The organism is Aeromonas sp. QDB62 (assembly GCF_027705695.1).
GTDB classification, from domain to species: domain Bacteria; phylum Pseudomonadota; class Gammaproteobacteria; order Enterobacterales; family Aeromonadaceae; genus Aeromonas; species Aeromonas allosaccharophila.
This window is the reverse complement of record NZ_JAPDCD010000099.1, coordinates 1-2977: the sequence shown is the minus strand read 5'-3', so window position 1 is coordinate 2977 and position 2977 is coordinate 1. Positions and strand designations below refer to the sequence as shown.

The 2977-nt window shown below is 56.9% G+C and carries 3 protein-coding genes; all 3 read right to left on the bottom strand.

Annotated elements, in window-relative coordinates; all coding sequences use genetic code 11:
- Window positions 1–233: 233 nt before the first annotated feature.
- Window positions 234–1910, bottom strand: coding sequence for a hypothetical protein (locus tag OKC27_RS22535; RefSeq protein ID WP_270806737.1), 1677 nt, complete (start codon window positions 1908–1910; stop codon window positions 234–236).
- A gap of 438 nt (window positions 1911–2348) precedes the next feature.
- Window positions 2349–2618: a hypothetical protein gene (locus OKC27_RS22530; RefSeq protein WP_270806736.1), complete on the bottom strand. Its 270-nt coding sequence runs from the start codon at window positions 2616–2618 to the stop codon at window positions 2349–2351.
- A 92-nt stretch (window positions 2619–2710) separates the two neighbouring features.
- A complete protein-coding gene (locus tag OKC27_RS22525) occupies window positions 2711–2917 on the bottom strand; it encodes a hypothetical protein (RefSeq protein ID WP_270806735.1) in 207 nt (68 codons plus the stop codon).
- Window positions 2918–2977 lie beyond the last annotated feature (60 nt).

Genomic DNA, 2977 nt, shown 5'->3' with positions numbered 1-2977 from the left:
AGATCACGGTTAGTCATAGGGCCTCCTTCCAGGCTTTGTGATTAGAAGCGCCTCGGGAGGTCAGAGCCCCGGGGCGCTTTGCTATCTGATCACCTATGGGCTGAAAAATCAACCATAGCGGTCAGTGATAGTGATGGCTGCACGAATTCTCTTTCGCGTACTGCTCAAAGTCCTTGATGAACATCCATTCGGTCTCACCGGTTCGGATCCATCCACCTGGAAGGATCTTGGGCTCATTCCCGTATAGCCGCATACGAAGCAAGGTTGAGCAGCCCAAGCTGGCCGCGAGCAACTTCGCCTGCTCCAGAGTCTCGGTGAACGTCAGCGACAGACCCCTTTCGTCCATGCCGGACTTTTCGGGGAGCAGGAACAGGATGGGTGGTTTCTTCATGGGTTCTCCCCTTTTGGTAACTGTTACGATATTCAGCCCAGGCAATCAGCGAACGCTTGATGGTGGCCATGGTAGCAACCAGACCGGATTCACCAGGTGAAACTGGCTGTTCGGTCGAAGCCTCTACGCCACAAGGCTGGCACCCACCCTCCGCGGGGTCCCCGCCAGACTTGTGGCTTGAGGTTGAATCGGTGATCGAGCGGATAAGTGGCTTGGGTGACTTGTTGCGATATGCATCGATGACGGCATAGATAGCGGCCCGACCCTGGAGGCAAACACCCAGGATAAGGTGCTGCAACCGATGCCTAGCCACGATGCGCCAGTCATCCAGGGAAATGTCAGCGATAAACACCGCCTCTTCTTCCTGCTGGGCTGCAACCTCCGCATCAGTCCTTTCTGTAACGTCGTACAGCGCCTTGAGTTCTCGAGTCCAGGTCAAAACCTTGATGCCTTTGGTGGCCTCGGCATACTCGATGATCAGTTGCTTGGCTCGATTACGTCGCTTTGTGGTGACCGACTCGTCCAGGTAACAATCAATGAGCTCCCAGAACGAGAGGTTAGAGCGCCGACCCTTCTTGGAAATAGACTTGGCCATCTCATCCGCCAACGTCCAAGGCTTGTCGCCCATCTTGGCCACGTAAGCAGCTGCAAGACTCCCATCTTGAACATCCACACCATGCTGACGACTCGGTTCCCCAAGACCGAACTTAGCGCAGGCGGCCTTCCAGAGGACGTATAGCTCCGCCTCCAACTTGGAAGCGTCCACGCCGTTACCCTCAAAAAACCACAGCTCGTGAAAGTGCGGGTGCCAGCCGTTGGCCTCGCCATGGTTCATCTCGGTGGCAATGATCCGGCCCTGAACACCTAGCCTGCCCTGGAGCTGCTTGTACTGGCGATGCGATGACATCCAGCGCAGGGCCTTCTTGATCAGGTCGAGGGTCTCGGCCAATGGATCCTGCCGGCCATGCGGGATCGTGAAGGTAGGCATTAGCACCTGCCCCCCATTTGCCAAGCACTTGTCCATGGCCTGCTGGATCTCCTTTGACCGGCGCTGGGCTATTTTGGGCGAGCAGATAGGACACAGCCAGGGAAGGGCGCAGGTTTGAAGGCCAACGAAATGACCAGGGATGAAGGCGTTCAGCTTGGCCCACACCTGGACACTGGTTGCCTGTTTGATGGGGTTCCGGTGGCAGCACGAAACGCGATGCTTGAGACCGAAGATCTCGGCCAGGGCAGCCTTGCGCATCCACTTCAAAAAAAGGACTTGGGAGGGGGTCTTTTCAACAACCAGGGAGCCATCTCGTTGACGGGAAAATTGCAAAACTTCACCGGTTTCGCGGTCAACGATTTCTTTGATAGCCTTGATTGGCGAGGGTTTGCGGGGTGTTTCGGTGGGCGAAGCGGCCGCCGTATCCGCAATGTACCTAGAGCCCCCTCCCGCCAGTGCCTTCAGGGGCGCGCTACGCGCATCCCCAGTAGTCCCTGTCGGTAGTGGTGCATTGAGGTCAATTGTTTGCATGTTGCCCCCTTCTCGCTATGGAGAAGGCGGCGGAATGATGTAAGATCATATCGTCACCTGTGATGCGTTCATGAGTTGAGTGGGTGACCGTCCCCCGAAGGTGTTCGAGACCTTGCGGGGGCTTTCTTTTTCGGCGTCGGCTGCTCGTGCGCTGGCGTTCCTGCCTACTTCGTTTCGCCCTTATCCGTTAAGCGGAAATCTGGGAGACGGACAACTTTACAAATCCTACGCTGTTGATGGCCAAATGAGCAAGTTCGCGATGCGCTGAGGCGTTCGCCTCCCTCAGTGCACCGAACCCCTTAACTGCCGGTTTTGCAGGGAAGGGGGGGTTCACGTCTCTGGTCTGCATGGGCGTGTTCCGGCGCCTACCTTACGTGAAAAATTTGACGTAAGGGGGGCGCCTTGTGGGGGCTACCGCCCCCGTTCTCTGTCACTGGCCTAGCCGATGGCCGCCCCGAACACCGCTTGCGCGATACGATCGAGCGTTGCCTGGTCAACATCGAGGGCAGGGTTTGGGTTAGCCAGGAGCAGCTTGAGGGCGGGCACATCATCCCGATTAAACGTAACAGTGACCGTAATGTCGGCCAGCTTGGCGCGGTACTTGGCTTGACGGGCTGCACCTGGGAGGGCTTTGCCGGTGCTCGGGCGACCACGTGGGCGCTTGAGCGGTAGGAGGTCTGCGGTTTGATTGTCGTTGACGTCTTTCATTGGGCTGCCTTTAGTGTCACCGTGACGGTAATTAATTATCGTCACAGTGACACAAAAAAGCAAGGTGTTAACACACTATCGTTAAGTGGAATTTATGCTGCTGTGTTAAGAGACCAGGACTCGATGAATTTAGCCTGGAGGGCTTCGAATTCGGTCTCGATGCGGTCGGACAAGACCCGTACCAGGGCGGCATGGTCATCGTCTTCGGGAATAAGGCTGGCGGCCTCGGCAAGCGCGGTGATGGCGCATTCGAGGGCTTTGAGTTGGCGGTAAGTATCTGTAAGATCACGGTTAGTCATAGGGCCTCCTTCCAGGCTTTGTGATTAGAAGCGCCTCGGGAGGTCAGAGCCCCGGGGCGC